We start from the raw sequence: 16,826 nt of genomic DNA on the forward strand, positions 1-16,826 counted from the left end.
ACGAGCGGCCGGCGTCTTTCGCGGGAAGGGTCAAGGGCGGACAGATCATGCCACATCAGGACTGTCGATCATCTCAAAAGTGCGTCCACCATGCGAACGGTCCAGGGAAGGACACCCTTACCGACGTAGGGTGGGCTATGGGGAGGCCGGTCGGCCGGCCGCCTCGTACGAGCCGCCTCGAGGGAGGTCCAGTTCAGTGACCAGCCAGGTCAGTAGCCCAGCCGAGCAGGCCGACGGGACCGTTGTCGGTGGGCAGCGCACGCCGCTGTCCGAGGCCGGGGCGACGGGCGACAAGGAAGTACGCCGTCTCGACCGCGTGATCATCCGGTTCGCGGGCGACTCCGGCGACGGTATGCAGCTCACGGGCGACCGCTTCACCTCGGAGACGGCATCCTTCGGCAACGACCTGTCGACGCTGCCGAACTTCCCCGCCGAGATCCGCGCCCCCGCAGGCACCCTGCCGGGTGTGTCGTCGTTCCAGCTGCACTTCGCCGACCACGACATCCTCACGCCGGGCGACCGCCCCGACGTGCTGGTCGCGATGAACCCTGCCGCGCTGAAGGCGAACATCGGCGATGTGCCGCGCGGCGCGGAGATCATCGTCAACACGGACGAGTTCACCAAGCGCGCGATGCAGAAGGTCGGCTACGAGACGTCCCCGCTGGAGGACGGCTCGCTGGACGGCTACAGCGTGCACCCGGTGCCGCTGACCACCCTGACGGTGGAGGCGCTGAAGGAGTTCGATCTCTCGCGCAAGGACGCGGGGCGCAGCAAGAACATGTTCGCGCTCGGCCTGCTGAGCTGGATGTACCACCGCCCGACCGAGGGCACCGAGAAGTTCCTGCGGACCAAGTTCGCCAAGAAGCCGGAGATCGCCGAGGCGAACATCGCCGCGTTCCGTGCGGGCTGGAACTTCGGCGAGACGACCGAGGACTTCGCGGTCTCCTACGAGGTCGCCCCGGCGACGAAGGCGTTCCCGACGGGCACGTACCGGAACATCTCCGGGAACCTGGCGCTGTCCTACGGACTGATCGCCGCGTCTCGCCAGGCGGACCTGCCGCTGTACCTGGGCTCGTACCCGATCACCCCGGCGTCGGACATCCTGCACGAGCTGAGCAAGCACAAGAACTTCGGCGTGCGGACCTTCCAGGCCGAGGACGAGATCGCGGGCATCGGTGCCGCGCTCGGTGCCGCCTTCGGCGGTTCGCTCGCGGTGACCACGACGTCCGGCCCGGGTGTGGCGCTCAAGAGCGAAACGATCGGTCTGGCGGTCTCCCTCGAGCTGCCGCTGCTGATCGTCGACATCCAGCGCGGCGGCCCGTCCACCGGCCTGCCGACCAAGACCGAGCAGGCGGACCTGCTGCAGGCCATGTACGGCCGCAACGGCGAGGCGCCGGTCCCGGTGGTCGCCCCGCGCACCCCGGCCGACTGCTTCGACGCCGCCATCGAGGCGGCCCGGATCGCGCTGACCTACCGCACTCCGGTGTTCCTGCTCTCCGACGGCTACCTCGCCAACGGCTCCGAGCCGTGGCGCATCCCGGAGCTCGACGAGCTGCCCGACCTGCAGGTCCAGTTCGCGCAGGGCCCGAACCACACGCTGGACGACGGCACCGAGGTCTTCTGGCCGTACAAGCGCGACCCGCAGACCCTGGCCCGCCCGTGGGCGGTCCCGGGCACGCCGGGCCTGGAGCACCGCATCGGCGGCATCGAGAAGCAGGACGGCACGGGCAACATCTCGTACGACCCGGCGAACCACGACTTCATGGTCCGCACCCGCCAGGCCAAGGTCGACGGCATCGACGTGCCGGACATCGAGGTCGACGACCCGACCGGGGACGCGAAGCTGCTGGTCCTCGGCTGGGGCTCGACGTACGGGCCGATCACGGCCGCCGTGCGCCGGCTGCGCAAGGCGGGCGAGAGCATCGCCCAGGCCCATCTGCGCCACCTCAACCCGTTCCCGGGGAATCTCGGCGATGTCCTGAAGCGTTACGACAAGGTGGTGATCCCCGAGATGAACCTCGGTCAGCTCGCCACCCTGATCCGGGCGAAGTACCTGGTCGACGCCCACTCGCACAACCAGGTCAACGGAATGCCGTTCAAGGCGGAGCAGCTCGCCACGGCTCTCAAGGAGGCCATCGATGCCTGAGACCACCACCGGAGGGACCATCGAAGCGCTTTCGCTGGTGCCGAAGGCCGAGGCCAAGCAGTCCATGAAGGACTTCAAGTCCGATCAGGAAGTGCGCTGGTGCCCCGGTTGCGGTGACTACGCGATCCTCGCCGCCGTGCAGGGCTTCATGCCCGAGCTCGGCCTGGCGAAGGAGAACATCGTCTTCGTCTCCGGCATCGGCTGTTCCTCCCGCTTCCCGTACTACATGAACACGTACGGGATGCACTCGATCCACGGCCGCGCCCCGGCCATCGCGACCGGCCTCGCCTCATCGCGTCGCGACCTGTCGGTGTGGGTCGTCACGGGTGACGGTGACGCGCTGTCGATCGGCGGCAACCACCTGATCCACGCGCTGCGCCGCAACGTCAACCTCAAGATCCTGCTGTTCAACAACCGGATCTACGGCCTGACCAAGGGCCAGTACTCGCCCACCTCCGAGGTCGGCAAGATCACCAAGTCGACGCCGATGGGCTCGCTCGACGCGCCCTTCAACCCGGTGTCCCTGGCGATCGGCGCCGAGGCCTCGTTCGTGGCGCGCACGGTCGACTCCGACCGCCAGCACCTCACGAGCGTGCTGCGCGAGGCGTCCGCCCACCCGGGCACGGCGCTGGTGGAGATCTACCAGAACTGCAACATCTTCAACGACGGCGCCTTCGACGCCCTCAAGGACAAGCAGCAGGCCGAAGAGGCGGTGATCCGCCTGGAGCACGGGCAGCCGATCCGCTTCGGCCGCGACAACGCCAAGGGCGTCGTCCGGGACGCGGCCACCGGCGATCTGAAGGTCGTCACGGTCACGCCGGAGAACGAGTCGCAGATCCTGGTCCACGACGCGCACTCCGCGTCGCCGACGACGGCGTTCGCGCTGTCCCGGCTCGCCGACCCGGACACCCTGCACAACACCCCGATCGGCGTCTTCCGGTCCGTGGACCGGCCGGTCTACGACACGATGATGGCCGACCAGCTGGACACCGCCATCGAGCAGAACGGCAAGGGCGACCTGGCGGCGCTGCTCGCCGGGGGCGACACCTGGACGGTCGTCGGCTGATCGCCGCCGCTTCGCGACACGAGGCCCGGACCTGAAACGCTCAGGTCCGGGCCTCGTCGCGTGGTGGCCGGGAGGTGGCCATGGCGTGGCTCAGGAGTGGGCCTCGTCGTATGCCTGGCGGGCCTTCGTCACGTCGTCCATCCGCTCGTGGGTCCACATCGCCAATGCCCGTACCTGCTCGGCGGCCTCGCGGCCGAGCTCCGTGAGGGAGTAGTCGACGCGCGGGGGAATCACCGGCTTCGCGTCCCGGTGGACGAGACCGTCCCGCTCCAGGGTCTGCAGGGTCTGCGTGAGCATCTTCTCGCTGACGCGGCCGATGGCGCGCCGCAGCTCGCTGAAGCGGTACGAGCGCTCCAGGAGCTCGATCAGGACGAGCACGCCCCAGCGGCTGGTGACGTGCTCCAGGACGAGGCGGTACGGGCAGAGGGCTTCGCCGTCGACGTTGTACTTGCCGGCTGCCGTCCTGCTGACTGCTGAGACATCGGTACTTACGGCCATGCAAGTACCTTACTTCAAAGTGGGTACTTTCGAGGAGTTAGTGCCACCCGTAAGGTGAGTGCCAGACCGCGTAAAGAGTCGCGAACCGCACTTACGGGAGTTGTCAGTCATGAGCATCGTCGTCACCGGAGCCACCGGAAACCTCGGCCGTTTCGTCATCGAAGGCCTGCTGGAGAAGGTCCCGGCCGACCAGATCACCGCCGTCGTCCGCAGCGAGGAGAAGGCCGCCGGCTTCGCGGCCCGCGGTGTGAAGATCGCGGTCGCCGACTACAACGCCCCCGAGACCTTCGACGGCCTGTTCTCCGCCGGCGACAAGGTGCTGCTGATCTCCGGCAACGAGTTCGACAAGGGCCGTGTCGGCCAGCACAAGGTCGTCCTCGAGGCCGCCAAGGCGGCCGGTGTCGCGCTCTTCGCGTACACCAGCGCTCCCGGCACCCTGACGGCCGCCCTGGCCGACGACCACAAGGGCACCGAGGCGGCGATCCTCGAGTCGGGTGTGCCGTACGTCCTGCTGCGCAACGGCTGGTACAACGAGAACTACACCGAGCAGCTCGCGCCCGTCCTCGAGCACAACGCCGTGGTCGCAGCCGCCGGTGACGGCCGGGTCGCCTCCGCCGCGCGCGCCGACTACGCGGCCGCCGCCGTCGCCGTACTGACCGGTGAGGGCCACGAGAACACGACGTACGAGCTGAGCGGCGACACCGCGTGGAGCTTCGCCGAGTACGCCGCCGAGCTGAGCAAGCAGACCGGCAAGGAGATCGTCTACAACGCGGTTCCGGCTGAGGCCCTTGTCGGCATCCTGACCGGGGCGGGGCTGCCCGAGATGTTCGCCCAGATCCTGGCGGGCGTGGACGCGTCCATCGAGAAGGGCGAGCTGGCCGTCACCAGCGGCGACCTGTCCCGCCTGACCGGCCGCCCGACCACGCCGATCGCGGACTCGATCGCCGCCGCGCTCAAGGGCTGACCCTCGGCCTCCGGGCCCCACGACCCCGCCTCCTCGGGGACCAGCCCCGCCTGTCATGACCGTATAGCGATACGGGCATGACAGGCGGGGCTTTCGGCGTTACCTTCGTGGAGTTGCCGTGCCCGGAGGAGGTCCCGTGAAGTCGAAGAGCGAGCAGCGGATAGGTCTGCTGAACGGCTTCGCGGCATACGGGGCCTGGGGGCTCGTCCCCCTCTTCTGGCCCCTCCTCAAGCCCGCCGCGGCGAGCGAGATCCTCGCGCACCGCATGGTGTGGTCGCTCGGCGTCGTGGGCGTCGCGCTGCTGGTGATACGGCGTTGGGCCTGGGCCGGCGAGCTGATCCGGCAGCCCCGGAAGCTGGGGCTGATCACGGTCGCCGCGGCCGTCATCACCGTCAACTGGGGCGTCTACATCTGGGCCGTGAACGCCGGCCACGTGGTCGAGGCGTCCCTCGGCTACTTCATCAATCCGCTGGTCACCATCGCCATGGGCGTCCTGCTACTGAAGGAGCGCCTGCGGCCCGCCCAATGGGCCGCGGTCGGCATCGCGTTCGCGGCGGTCGTGGTGCTCACCATCGGCTACGGCCAGCTGCCGTGGATCTCGCTCCTCCTCGCCTTCTCGTTCGCGACCTACGGCCTGGTGAAGAAGAAGGTCAACCTCGGCGGCCTGGAGTCGCTCGCCGCCGAGACGGCGATCCAGTTCCTGCCCGCGCTGGGCTTTCTGCTGTGGCTCGGCTCGCAGGGGGAAGCCACGTTCGGGGCCGAGGGCGCGGGCCACGCGGCGCTGCTGGCCGCGACCGGCATCGTGACGGCCGCTCCCCTGGTGTGCTTCGGCGCGGCCGCGATCCGGGTGCCACTGTCCACGCTGGGCCTGCTGCAGTACCTGGCGCCGGTCTTCCAGTTCCTGCTGGGCATCCTCTACTTCCACGAGGCCATGCCGCCGGAGCGCTGGGCGGGGTTCTCGCTGGTGTGGCTGGCACTGGCCACGCTCACGTGGGACGCGCTCCGGACAGCGCGGCGGACGCGCACGCAGGCGGAGGCGCTGCGCCGTACGCCGTCCCAGCGCACCGCGGATTCCGCCGCGGCGCGGGAGCAGACCGCCTGACGGCTACGCGCCCTTGGCAGGCAGGTCGGCTACGAACGACCCTTGCCCCAGCACGGTGCGGAGCTTCCCTTCAGCACGGAGTGCCGCTACGGCCTTCTGAACCGTGGACGCTGCAACGTCGAACTCTGCGGCAAGCTCAACCACGGCAGGGAAGCGGTCACCCGCCGCATAGGTACCGGCCTCGATGCGGCGCCTCAGTTCATCGGCCACCTGCGGCCACACCGGCCTGCCACGGTCAAGATCCATGGATCGAACGTATGCGTCTTCGCGAAATCGGGCGACCGCGTATGCGCGTATGCGCGTATGCTGCTCAATGAAGGGACCCCGGCGGGTGCGGGAACACCCCCGGGGCATGGCCGACACGAACTAGGAGCGTGCCGACGAATGCGAACCCTACTCGAATGGATCCTGACCCTCTTCCTGCCTCCTCGCGGAAAGCGGCGGGCCTGCGCCGTGCCGACGGCGCCAGGCCGAACCGTCCCCTGTCCGCCGCGCTCCGCGCGGCATCGGCGCCTGGACGACGACGTGATCCACGCTGACGGACTGCCTCTCGTCCGCCCGTATCTGCTCCACGCCGAGCGGGAGCAGGAACGGTGGCAACAGCGGGAACGGCGACGGGCTCTGGCGCTCGCGACGCTCGGTCAGGACTACGTCCCGGCGGTGTCGGCATGATCAACCATCTGCGACGGCTCCCCTGGAACGCCGAGAACGGCGGGAACGCGTTCGTGACGCCTGGAGACGGCATCGTGAACGGCATCGCCGACGCCATGGAAGCAAGCATGCTGCTCACTGCACAGGAGGACGCGAAACGGGCGACGGCCCTGGCAGAAGATCCCTACGTCTCACTCGCCGAACTCCGCGTAGCCGTCAAGTACCTGGCTCATGCGGTAGCCGAGGCGGTGAAGGTCGCGGAACTGCGCGGCGAACGACTGCCAACCACCGATGTCGCAACGGCGTTGGGCGAGGCGCTGAGCGTCAGCCTGCGGCACGAGCCGTAAGTTCCCTGACACAGCGGAGTCGGAATGGCAGATCCGGGCCACTCGCGACCTCGGCAAAGCCAGGCCACAGCCGCCGGAGCTGGCCCATATCTGCCCATCGCCTGCCTGGGCGATCCGCCGGACTCGGCGTCTTCTTGCCAGGCACACTCCAACGCATCACATTCGAGCGAGCCCCGGGAGGCCGGCCTCCCGGGGCGGTGATCGGGGCCGGTCAGTCCTCGAAGGTGTCGTACAGCTTCACGGGGGTGTAGACGATGGTCCTGGGTTCGCCCTGGTCGTCGACCATGCCGACGTGGGCCATCTTCATGCCGACGCTGAGTGGCAGGTTGTGGCGGTTGGGAGAGTTCTGCGAGTAGGTGGGCTCTGTGAAGCCCTGGTTGTCGGTGTAGCTCCCAGTGACGATCATGGTGTGATCCATCGTGCCGTCGGGGTTGTCGTCGTCCCAGTCGGTGAAGATCAGGTCACCGGGTTCGAGCTCCCAGATGGCGAAGTCCGGCGAGCCCGGCCCGGTCGTCGGGTCCGACGGCGGCCACATGTTTTGCCAGTAGCCGCGCTTGGCGTGCTCGACGGTGAAGTCGTAGAGCCAGTTGGCGTTGACCCAGGTCCTGCTGGCCCCGATGCCCCAGCCGGTGAGGTTGTCGTCCCAGTTCTCCGGGTCCTTCGGGTTGACACCTTCGTTCTTGGTCCAGCCTCCGGCATACAGGGCCTGGGAGACGAAGTTCGCGCAGTTGGTGCTGCCGAGATCCTCGTAGTCGGGGTTGCGCGCTTCCCAGACGTGGTTACCGAACCGATCGCTCTTGAAGTTCGACCACTCCAGCGCGTACTCCGCCGCGGCCTGACGGTCGTAGCTGTGCGCGGCCAGCAGGCCGATGCCGTCGTCCGCTGCCTCCGACTCCGCGTCGTCCGTCGGGGCCGCCGTGGACTCGACCGGAGCGTAGGAGACCTCGGTGATGGTCCAGGTGCGGCCTTCACGCACGAGTTCGACGATGTAGGTGTCGCTCAGGCTCGACTCGCCGAGCGTGCTGTCGTTCCAGGCCAGGGCGGTGCCAGAGGTGAGAGTGACGGTGGCGGTGTCGCCGTCGAACGTCACGTCCTCGCCGTCGAAGAAGCCGGTGTCCACCCCGGTGGCGAGCAGGCCCTCCTCGGCCTCGGCCTCGGCCGCCCAGGTGGCCGGGCCCCTCGCGAACGCGGCTGGCTGCTCGCCGACTTCGGCCCCTTCCGTCTCGATCGCGGCCATCGCGGGGCCAGGCCCCTCCGGGGTCTTCCAGCCCTCGTCGCGGGCGACGAGGTACTCCTTCGCCAGGTCCACGACGAGTTGTCGGCGCTGGCCTAGAGTGAGGGAGATATCCAGGAACTTGCCGTCCTGCCCGATCTCGATGCCGATATCCAGGTCGCCGGGGAGGGTCGCAGCGCTGGCGGGTGCCACCGGCGTCAGCAGGACCAGGGCCGTGCCAAGGGTGATCAGGGGACCTCTTGTGCGCGTTCTCATCCGACGATGCCTCTCTGTCGTCCGACTGCTGCTGGTGGGCGCGACGGAGGCAGGCGTGCAGACAACTGCTGATAGCGACGGCACCGCGTCGCGAAATCCCCCGTCGAGGCCGGTGCTACGGCTTCTCACGTTGCGTAAAGAACAGCCCAATTCTCACAGCGAGTTACCCACACCACCAGGGCATCAGCGGGCTGACCCCGTGCAGATCCCCACACAGCGGCCGCGCAAGCGGAGCCACTCGCCACCACTCGTGGAACGAAGCCCTCTCCAGGGGGTGAGCACCCGCACTGGCAGTGGCGAATCAGGGTGCCCAGGTGACCACCCACCCTTGGGCTCCGGCGCGAACCCTCTCCCGTCGGGCTCATGCTGGGCGACCTCGACGTCGATGCCGAGGCGGGCGCCGTGCTCGACTACGGCGCTCTTGAACGGGCTCGCGTTGATGGTCGAGCAACGTGATCTCGTCAGTCGTCACGCCAAGCCGAATGGCGGAGAGTGCGCAGGCGTCAGATGTCTTCGGACGCGTCCTCACCCGCCCTACGGACCGGGCTCCCGCGCCCTGCCGCGGTGGGCCCGAACCTTGTGGCGGTTGCCGCAGTTCTCCATGGCGCACCAGCGGCGGCGGCCGGGGCGCGAGGTGTCCACGAAGAGCAGGAGGCAGTCGTGGGCGGCGCATTCGCGTATCCGGTGGGCGTACGGGCCCGTGAACAGGTCGACCGCGTCCCGGGCCACGGTCGACACGAGCCGGGTGCCGGTGGCGCCGGGTGCCCACGCGCGCGTGCCGTCCGGGGCGATGCGCGCGATGAGCGGGGGGCCGGCGGCAGCCGCGTTGACCACCTCCAGCACGGCGAGGTCAGAGGCCCGGCCGTGAGCACGGTCGGCAGTGAGCGACCACAGGGCGTCGCGCAGTGCGCGGGCCGCAGCCACCTCGGCCTCCGTGACGGTCAGGTCGAGCCCGTCGGGCAGCCGGCTCGCGGCCGCCCAGCGGATGAGGTCGGCCGGTCCGTGCAGCACCTCGTGGCGCGCATACGCTCCCGGGCCGCCCGTCGGCAGCAGCTCCAGGCAGAGCGCGCCGGGGTCGAAGCGGTAGGGGCGGCCCCCCGGCGTGTGCAACGTGAGGCCCGGTTCCGGCTGTGCCGTTGCCCGCTCATCCATGTAACCAGTATAAGTGGTTACATGACCCAGCAGACCGAGCAGACCCCGCACCGGCCGGCCCTCCACTGGAAGCTCGTCATCGACGCCGCCGACCCCCATGCCCAGGCCGTCTTCTGGGCCGAGGCCCTCGGGTACGAGGTCGAGGACAACAACGCCCAGATCGAACGGCTCCTCGGCTTGGGCGTCGCCCCCGAATCCCTCACGCTCGAGTTCCGCGGCCGGCGCGCCTGGCGGGATCTCATTGCGGTACGGCACCCGGACGACCCGTACGACGAGGAGTCCGGCATCGGGCTCGGGCGCCGGATCCTCTTCCAGCGGGTGCCGGAATCGAAGACCGTCAAGAACCGGCTCCACATCGACGTCCACTCCGCGGACGGGCAACTGGACGCCGAGGTCGAGCGGTTGGCGGGGCTGGGCGCGTCCGTGCAGCGCCGGGTCAAGGAACCGGCGGGCGAGTGGGTGGTCATGCAGGACCCGGAGGGCAACGAGTTCTGCGTCCAGTGAGCCGCCCGACGCGCTCTGCGTCGTCCGGCAGCCGCTACGCCGTGATGTCCTTCGCCGTGAACCTCGCCCAGGCCGCCGAGCCGAACACGGCCGCGTAGACGGCCTGGAGCCCGAGGTTGCGCGTCAGGTCGTCCCAGTAGACCGGGTCGCGCATCAGATCGGCGAAGGACAGCCAGTAGTGCGAGAAGAGGTACGGCTGGATCGCGTGCAGCTGGGGGATCTGGTCGAGGATCTGGACCGTGATCAGCAGGCCGACGGTCGTCGCCATCGCCGCGATGCCGCTGTTCGTCAGCGTCGAGACGAAGAGGCCGAGCGCCGCGACACCCGTCAGTGACGCGGCGACGACCAGCGCGATCAGCAGCGCGCGCAGCAGCCCCTCGCCCATGCCGATCCGCGTCCCGGAGATCGTGGTGAGATCGCCGAGCGGGAACAGCAGTGCGCCCACGGTCAGCGCGGACACCGCCACGACAAGGGTCGCGACGAGGCAGAACGCCATCGTGGTCGCGTACTTGGTGAGCAGCAGTCGCGTACGGCCCGCCGGGGCCACCAGCAGATAGCGCAGCGTGCCCGCGTTCGCCTCGCCCGCTATCGCGTCGCCCGCGATGACGCCGATCGCCATCGGCAGGAAGAACGGCAGCGTCGCGGCCAGCGCGGTGAACACCAGGAACAGGCCGTTGTTGGTGATCTGCGCGATGAACGCCGGGCCGCCACCGCCCGGGCCGGTTCCGCCGCCGTCGCTCGTCTCGATCTTCACGGCGATGCCGACGAGCACCGGCACGGCCGCGAGCACGCCGAGGAGCGCCAGGGTGCGCCAGCGGCGGAACGTGGTCGTCAGCTCGCTGCGGAACAGGCCGAGGGTCCACAGCCGTCGTACGGAGCGTGCGGCGGGGGCGGTCGGCCTGGTTTCCGTCACGCGTACGGACGTGTCCTCAGCCTGCGACATCGAAGCCCTCCCCCGTCAGCGCCACGAACGCGTCCTCCAGCGAGGCCCGTTGCAGGCCGAAGCCGCGCACCCGCACACCGGCCGTGACCAGCGCCGCGTTCACCTCCGCGAGATCGCGCGGCGGCTCCGGCGGCTCGCCCGTCGCCCGGTCGTCCGTGACGACGACGTCCGTCACGCCCTGCTCCTTCAGTACGCGAGCCGCGTCACCCGGGTCCGGGGTCGTCACGACGAGACGGCCGCGCGCGCCCGCCGCGAGCTCGGCGACCGGGCCCTGCGTGATCAGCCGGCCGCGGGCCATCACGGCCGCATGGGTGCACACCTGCTCGATCTCGTCCAGGAGGTGCGAGGAGAGGAAGACGGTCGTGCCGTCCGACGCCAACTCCCTCACCAGGGCACGTATTTCCCGCATGCCCTGCGGGTCGAGGCCGTTGGTCGGCTCGTCGAGGACGAGCAGCCGCCTGGGCTGCAGCAGCGCGGCCGCCAGCCCGAGGCGCTGCTTCATGCCGAGCGAGTACGCCTTCGCCTTCTTGCCGGCCGCGGCCGTGAGGCCCACCCGGTCCAGGGCGGCGGCGACGCGCGCCCGGCGGGTGCGCGGATCGGCGGTCGGGTCCGCCGCGTCGTACCGCAGCAGGTTGTCGCGGCCGGACAGGAAGCCGTAGAGCGCGGGGCCCTCGATGAGCGCGCCCACGTGCGGGAGCACGGCGCGTGTGGAGCGGGGCATGGGGCGGCCGAGGACCCGGGCCGAGCCGGACGTCGGCTCGATCAGGCCCATCAGCATGCGGATGGTGGTGGTCTTGCCCGAGCCGTTCGGCCCGAGGAAGCCGAAGACGCTGCCCTCCGGGACGGTCAGGTCGAGCCCGTCCACGGCGAGCTGCCCGCCGCGGTAGCGCTTGGTGAGCGCGCGGGTGGCGATCACCGCGCCCGTGTCCCTTTCCGCGGCGGACAGTTCGTCCATGGTTCTCCCCACCTGCTTGTGCCGTACCGTTCCTCGTCCTGCGGACTACTTCGCCGCGTCGGCCGCCTTCACCAGCGCGTCCTTCGTCACCGCGCCCGCGTAGACCTTGCCGTCGTCCGTGACGAGGGCGTTGACCAGGCGGGTCGAGAAGACCGTGCCGGAGCCGAACTTGCCGGAGACCTTGTCGCCCAGCGCGCCCAGCAGCTGCTGCGCCTCCGGCGCGACATCGCCCGAGCCGGCCGACGGCAGGCCCTGGCCGCCCGGCAGCTCGAACTCGGCGATGGAGCTCCAGCCCTCCCCGATGACCTTCATGCCGCTCAGCCCGGTCATCCCGTCCTCGAGGCCCTCGCCCGGCTTGGGCGCCTTGTCGTGGGACCCGTGGGACTCCTGGGACTTCGTCTCGTCGCCCTCGGTGACCTTGGTGCCCTTGGGCGGGCTGAAGTCGAACGTGGACGCGGCCGGCTTGCCGAAGTCGACCTTGGTGAAGCCCGCGTCGACGACGGCGGCGCCGCCACTGGCCGGAGTCAGCGTGAACTTCAGCGGCATACCGGTCTTCGCGTCCACCGCCACCGAGATCGCGCCGACCGTCGAGCCGGACTGCTTCGGCTTGATGACCAGCTTGTACGCATCGCGGCCCGCGACCTGCGCGGTGCCGTCGACCGTCACCGACGTCGTGTCGTCGACCGCCTTCAGCGCCTCATCGGCCAGCTCCTTGGGCGTGGCCGGGACGTCCTCCGGCGCGCCCTTGCCGCCCTTGTCGCCCTTCTCGGCGTGCTCCGCTGCGCCCGTCGCGTGGAACGCCTCGTTCGACGCGCTGTCGTACGCCCACACCTCGTCGCCGTTGCGGATCACGCTGTACTCGGACGCGTCGTCGAGGACCGACAGCTTCTGCTTGTCGGGGCCGTCGGCCGCCACGCGCAGCGTGTGCGTCCCGGACGCGAGCTCCATCAACTTGGCCTGGGGATCGGCGGACGAGCCGCTGCCGTCGCCGCTCGGGCCGGCCCCGGGCGCGAAGCCGCCGGCGATGTCGCCCAGCGCGGGGAGCCCGAGATCGGTGCTGATCTTCACCGTGCCGGAGAGCTGCTGCACATCCGACGCGGCGATCTTCTCGATGAGTTCCTGGGCGCTGATCTTCGGCAGATCGGGGTCACCGGAGTCGGCGAGCGCCGGGACGAGCCCGATGGTCGCCGCCGCCACCCCCACGACCGCGACCGGGACCACGTAGCGCGCGGCCCTGCGGCGGCCCGCGCGCAGGTCCTCGACCTCCGCGGCGGCCCCCTCCGCTGACGTCTTGCCGGATTCGTACGGTGCCATCTGTGCCCTACCTCCGTGGTTCGGCGGCGGCCTTCCCTGTCCCTGTACTCGTCCACTCCGCGCCGCCATTCTCACCCGAAGTGCTGTGAAGTGGTGTGGTCCATCTGACCAAATCGGCCACGAGGAAGCGTCAGACCCGGGACTCAACTCCGTGTACTCCTGCGGTATGACATACGACGGCGGCGCCTCCCCCGTCCCGTAGGGGGAGGCGCCGCCGTTGTGTCCCTGAGGGGCCGTCAGGGGCGATGAACCGGGGAAACGGCCTCAGCCCGCCCGGTGCACCACCGCGTCGCACAGCTCCACCAGCGCCGCCTTCGCATCGCACTCCGGCAGGGGGGCGAGCGCGGACCGCGCCTCCTCCGCGTACCTCACGGTGTCCCGGCGGGCCTGCTCCAGCGCTGGGTGGACGCGCAGCTTGGCCAACGCCTCTGCGTGGCGGGCGTCGTCGCTGAGGTCCGAGTCGAGGAGCTCGCACAGGGCGATGTCCTCGGGCAGGCCGAGCCGCTCCGCGCGCTCGCGCAGCCGCAGCACCGGCAGCGTCGGGATGCCCTCGCGCAGATCCGTGCCCGGCGTCTTGCCGGACTCGCGCGTGTCGGAGGCGATGTCCAGGACGTCGTCGGCCAGCTGGAAGGCGACGCCGAGCCGCTCGCCGTACTGGGTCAGCACGTCCACGACCGTCTCGTCGGCGCCCGACATCATGGCGCCGAAACGACCCGCCACGGCGATCAGCGAGCCCGTCTTGCCGCCGATCACGTCCAGGTAGTGCTCGACGGGGTCGCGGCCGTCGCGCGGTCCCGCGGTCTCCAGGATCTGCCCGGTGACCAGGCGCTCGAAGGCCTCGGCCTGGATGCGGACGGCCTCCGGACCGAGGTCCGCCAGGATGTGCGAGGCGCGGGCGAAGAGGAAGTCGCCGGTCAGGACCGCGACGGAGTTGCCCCAGCGGCTGTTGGCGCTCGCGACGCCGCGGCGCACGTCGGCCTCGTCCATGACGTCGTCGTGGTAGAGGGTCGCGAGGTGCGTGAGCTCGACGACCACGGCGGAGGGCACGACACCCGGCGCATACGGGTCGCCGAACTGCGCGGCGAGCATCACGAGCAGCGGGCGGAACCGCTTTCCGCCCGCGCGCACCAGATGCTGTGCGGCCTCCGTGATGAACGGGACCTCACTCTTGGTGGCCTCGAGGAGGCCCTCCTCGACAGCCGCCAATCCGGCCTGGACATCGGCTTCGAGAGCCTGGTCCCGCACGCTCAGCCCGAACGGCCCGACGACGGTCACGAGGGATCTCCTGTCTGCTGACGATCACAAGGTCGGTCACATGGGCGATGACACGGTTTGTCGCTTTGTTTGTCGATCTGTCGCTGCCATCACTCGAGTCAGCGTATCCGGTCGTCTTTCGATCACAGTGAGCGCCTGCCTGTCCAAGCCGGGCGCCGTGCGACCTCCCCCGGTATGTTCGTGATCATCCATATACGTCCCCAAATACCCCAAACGCCCGCTCTGCATCTTCGAAGCCCTCGCCCGGACGCCTCAGGTCCGTCACACAGGTCCGGCCCCTCACACGTCATACGCAGAAGTGGCCGCCGGAGTTCCGCCACCGAGGTCCGCCCATGAAGATCCGCACCTCCTTTCCGTACGAGACGACCCACCAGGACGTCCGGATTCCGCTGTCGGACGGAACGCGGCTGTACGCGCGCGTGTGGCGCCCGATGACCGACGAGCCCGTACCGGCGCTGCTCGAATACCTCCCGCACCGGCTGACCGACCGCACGGCGCCCCGCGACTGGCAGCGGCATCCCTGGTACGCGGGCCACGGATACGCGTCCGTGCGGGTGGACGTGCGCGGACACGGCAACTCGGAGGGCATGCCCGGCGACGCGTACTCGCCCGTCGAACTGTCCGACGGGGTCGAGGTGATCGAGTGGCTGGCCGCCCAGCCCTGGTGCAGCGGCCGGGTCGGCATGTTCGGCATCTCCTGGGGCGGCTGCAACGCCCTCCAGATCGCGGCCCTCGCACCTGAGCCGCTCGAGGCGGTCGTCACCGTCTGCTCCTCCGACGACCGCTACGACAACGACGTGCACTACTCGGGCGGCTCCGTCCTCGCCGTGGACATGCACGCGCGGGCCGCGGCGATGCTCGCCTCCGAGGCGCTACCGCCCGACCCGCTGTACGCCGGTGACGCATGGCGCGAGACGTGGCTGTGGCGCCTGGAGGCCGTCGAGCCCCTCGTCCACACCTGGCTGGGCCACCAGACGCGGGACGCCTACTGGCGGCACGGCAGCGTCTGCGAGGACTACGGCTCGATCAGGGCCGCCGTCCTCGCGGTCGGCGGCTGGCACGACCCGTACCGCGACACGGTCCTGCGGCTGGTGGAGCACCTGGGGCACCTTCCGGACGACCGGGTGCGGGGGCTGATCGGCCCCTGGCCGCACCAGTACCCGGACCGGGGGCTGCCTCCGGGCCCGGCGATCGGCTTCCTGCAGGAGACGCTGCGCTGGTGGGACCGGCATCTGAAGGGCATCGGCCCGGGCGCGTCTGCGGAGCCGAAGCTGCGCTCCTGGATCAGCGACTCCCATCCGCCGGCGACGGTGTACGAGGAGCTGCCGGGGCGCTGGGTGGGCGACCCGTCGTGGCCCTCGCCGAACGTCGGCTTCGTGTCGTACGGGCTGGCGGACGCGGGGACTCGATCACGAAGGGCCCCGAGCACCGGACCTGAAGGCACGCCGGGGTCTCCGGGGACCCGGGCCGAGGACGCGGCCCCCGTCCTCGTACGGTCGCCCCTGCACACCGGCCTGGACGCCGGCCGCTTCCGCCCCTCGGGCGACGACGCGGACCTGCCGCCGGACCAGCGCGAGGAGGACGGGAAGTCGGTGTGCTTCGACTTCGCGGTCGAGCAGGAGACGTGGATCCTGGGGCGGCCGCGGGTCCGGCTGCGGCTCACCTCGCCGACGCCCCGGGGACAGGTGGTCGCCCGCCTGTGCGATGTGGCGCCGGACGGCGCGTCGACGCTGGTCACCCGGGGTGTGCTCAATTTCTCGGCGCGGCGGGGCCGGGACAAGGCCGTCGAGTGGACCCCGGGCACGACCGAGGACGTCGACGTCGAACTGAACGGCATCGGCCACGCCTTTGAGGTCGGCCACCGCATCCGGCTCGCCGTCTCGTCCGCGTACTGGCCCTGGATCTGGCCGCAGCCCGGCTCCGAGGCGGGCTTCGTGCTGGACCCGGCGGGCAGCACGCTCGAACTCCCGGTCCGCGAGGTCACGGTCGACGCCATCACCTTCGCCGAACCGGAGCAGTCGGAGCCGCTGGGCGTCGTCATCCCCCTGACCCTGGACGGACAGCGCCCGGAACGCCTCGTCGTACGCGATGTCGCCCAGGGCGAGTGGCGCCTCGAGGTGAACCCACGCTACGGCGGCACTCGCGACTACCCGGACGGCCTCGAATTCACGGAGGACGCCGTGGACACGTACACGATCAACGAATCCGGCCCGCTCTCGGCCCGCACCCGCTCGGACTGGTCGCTCCGGCTGCACCGGCCGGAGCTGCCCTGGGACGTGAGGATCGAGACGCGTTCGGAGATCGCCTGCGACGCGACGTCCTTCAGCACGTCGGACGAGGTGGTGTGCCGTGAGGGGGACGAGGTGGTGTTCCACCGGACGTGGGAACGCCGCATCCCACGGAACGCGGGCTGATCCACG

General features: G+C 70.1%; 16 protein-coding genes. 8 read left to right on the forward strand and 8 right to left on the reverse strand.

Going from position 1 to position 16,826, the window contains the following annotated elements; genetic code table 11:
• Positions 1-196: 196 nt before the first annotated feature.
• Positions 197-2,146 (forward strand): 2-oxoacid:acceptor oxidoreductase subunit alpha, encoded by a 1,950-nt coding sequence (locus tag STSP_RS24920; RefSeq protein WP_067282331.1) that lies wholly within the window; start codon positions 197-199, stop codon positions 2,144-2,146.
• Positions 2,139-3,212, forward strand: a complete 1,074-nt coding sequence (locus STSP_RS24925; protein WP_067282333.1) for a 2-oxoacid:ferredoxin oxidoreductase subunit beta — start codon at positions 2,139-2,141, stop codon at positions 3,210-3,212. The genes STSP_RS24920 and STSP_RS24925 overlap by 8 nt, the downstream gene beginning before the upstream one ends.
• Positions 3,213-3,302: 90 nt before the next feature.
• Here STSP_RS24925 and STSP_RS24930 read toward each other — a convergent pair whose 3' ends face one another.
• Entirely contained in the window at positions 3,303-3,710 is a 408-nt protein-coding gene (locus tag STSP_RS24930) for a winged helix-turn-helix transcriptional regulator (RefSeq protein ID WP_067282335.1), read from the reverse strand.
• 109 nt (positions 3,711-3,819) lie between these two features.
• Here STSP_RS24930 and STSP_RS24935 point away from each other — a divergent pair, with 109 nt between their 5' ends.
• Both STSP_RS24935 and rarD read left to right on the forward strand, forming a co-directional pair.
• Positions 3,820-4,674 carry an SDR family oxidoreductase gene (locus STSP_RS24935; protein WP_067282337.1) on the forward strand — a complete coding sequence of 285 codons (855 nt, stop codon included), beginning with the start codon at positions 3,820-3,822 and terminating at the stop codon, positions 4,672-4,674.
• Positions 4,675-4,810: 136 nt separating this feature from the next.
• The gene (gene rarD, locus STSP_RS24940; protein ID WP_067282340.1) at positions 4,811-5,776 is read left to right on the forward strand and encodes an EamA family transporter RarD; all 966 of its coding nucleotides are present in this window, start codon (positions 4,811-4,813) and stop codon (positions 5,774-5,776) included.
• A gap of 3 nt (positions 5,777-5,779) precedes the next feature.
• Here rarD and STSP_RS24945 read toward each other — a convergent pair whose 3' ends face one another.
• A complete protein-coding gene (locus STSP_RS24945; protein WP_067282343.1) occupies positions 5,780-6,022 on the reverse strand; it encodes a GntR family transcriptional regulator in 243 nt (80 codons plus the stop codon).
• Positions 6,023-6,301: 279 nt separating this feature from the next.
• Here STSP_RS24945 and STSP_RS40410 point away from each other — a divergent pair, with 279 nt between their 5' ends.
• Positions 6,302-6,448 carry a hypothetical protein gene (locus tag STSP_RS40410; RefSeq protein ID WP_232789782.1) on the forward strand — a complete coding sequence of 49 codons (147 nt, stop codon included), beginning with the start codon at positions 6,302-6,304 and terminating at the stop codon, positions 6,446-6,448.
• Positions 6,445-6,774, forward strand: coding sequence for a hypothetical protein (locus tag STSP_RS24955; RefSeq protein ID WP_067282348.1), 330 nt, complete (start codon positions 6,445-6,447; stop codon positions 6,772-6,774). The genes STSP_RS40410 and STSP_RS24955 overlap by 4 nt, the downstream gene beginning before the upstream one ends.
• A 211-nt stretch (positions 6,775-6,985) precedes the next feature.
• Here the strand turns inward: STSP_RS24955 and STSP_RS24960 are convergent, their stop codons facing one another.
• Positions 6,986-8,263, reverse strand: a complete 1,278-nt coding sequence (locus STSP_RS24960; protein WP_067282351.1) for an amidase domain-containing protein — start codon at positions 8,261-8,263, stop codon at positions 6,986-6,988.
• A 534-nt stretch (positions 8,264-8,797) separates the two neighbouring features.
• Positions 8,798-9,415 (reverse strand): CGNR zinc finger domain-containing protein, encoded by a 618-nt coding sequence (locus STSP_RS24965; protein WP_067282353.1) that lies wholly within the window; start codon positions 9,413-9,415, stop codon positions 8,798-8,800.
• 21 nt (positions 9,416-9,436) lie between these two features.
• On the opposite strand from STSP_RS24965, the gene STSP_RS24970 reads away from it, so the two are divergent.
• Positions 9,437-9,919, forward strand: coding sequence for a VOC family protein (locus STSP_RS24970; protein WP_067282356.1), 483 nt, complete (start codon positions 9,437-9,439; stop codon positions 9,917-9,919).
• Between the two features lie 34 nt (positions 9,920-9,953).
• On the opposite strand, the gene STSP_RS24975 is transcribed toward STSP_RS24970, so the two are convergent.
• From STSP_RS24975 to STSP_RS24990, 4 genes are all read right to left on the reverse strand, one after another.
• Entirely contained in the window at positions 9,954-10,862 is a 909-nt protein-coding gene (locus STSP_RS24975) for an ABC transporter permease (protein WP_067282357.1), read from the reverse strand.
• The gene (locus STSP_RS24980; protein ID WP_067282359.1) at positions 10,849-11,817 is read right to left on the reverse strand and encodes an ABC transporter ATP-binding protein; all 969 of its coding nucleotides are present in this window, start codon (positions 11,815-11,817) and stop codon (positions 10,849-10,851) included. Before STSP_RS24980 ends, STSP_RS24975 begins: the two co-directional genes overlap by 14 nt.
• Positions 11,818-11,862: 45 nt before the next feature.
• Positions 11,863-13,131 carry a LolA family protein gene (locus tag STSP_RS24985; RefSeq protein ID WP_067282360.1) on the reverse strand — a complete coding sequence of 423 codons (1,269 nt, stop codon included), beginning with the start codon at positions 13,129-13,131 and terminating at the stop codon, positions 11,863-11,865.
• Between the two features lie 264 nt (positions 13,132-13,395).
• On the reverse strand, positions 13,396-14,406 hold the full coding sequence (locus tag STSP_RS24990; RefSeq protein WP_067282363.1) for a polyprenyl synthetase family protein: 1,011 nt from the start codon (positions 14,404-14,406) through the stop codon (positions 13,396-13,398).
• A gap of 332 nt (positions 14,407-14,738) precedes the next feature.
• Here STSP_RS24990 and STSP_RS24995 point away from each other — a divergent pair, with 332 nt between their 5' ends.
• Positions 14,739-16,820, forward strand: a complete 2,082-nt coding sequence (locus tag STSP_RS24995; RefSeq protein WP_067282365.1) for a CocE/NonD family hydrolase — start codon at positions 14,739-14,741, stop codon at positions 16,818-16,820.
• Positions 16,821-16,826: the final 6 nt, after the last annotated feature.

The sequence above is a fragment of the Streptomyces jeddahensis genome, from assembly GCF_001642995.1.
Taxonomy (GTDB): domain Bacteria; phylum Actinomycetota; class Actinomycetes; order Streptomycetales; family Streptomycetaceae; genus Streptomyces; species Streptomyces jeddahensis.